We start from the raw sequence: 251 nt of genomic DNA, 5'->3' as shown, positions 1-251 counted from the left end.
GCGCCTAGGCACTTCCCTTGATGACGCGCCAAGATGATCAAGTCATCGGCATCTCCCACCAGCCGCGCGCCAACCCGCTGGGCCGGTCCTTCCCGGTCATGGCAGCGGTTGTCCATCCAGTGCAGATACAGGTTGGCTAACAGCGGGCTCATGACGCCCCCTTGCGGGCTGCCGACCCGCCGTTTGACCTTCCGCGGCCGCTGATGCCGAGCCTTCGGTTCTTCCATGAGCGGGGCCCGTAGCCTCTGACG

General features: G+C 65.7%; 1 pseudogene. It reads right to left on the bottom strand.

Annotated features, from left to right (window positions below):
* Positions 1 to 227 (bottom strand): annotated as a pseudogene (locus E1958_RS19945) (reverse transcriptase domain-containing protein); the annotation flags it as partial.
* Positions 228 to 251: the final 24 nt, after the last annotated feature.

The sequence above is a fragment of the Candidatus Thiosymbion oneisti genome, from assembly GCF_004359955.1.
GTDB lineage: Bacteria > Pseudomonadota > Gammaproteobacteria > Chromatiales > Chromatiaceae > Thiosymbion > Thiosymbion oneisti.
Note: the sequence above shows the minus strand (reverse complement) of the source record. Positions and strands in the feature narration are given on the sequence as shown.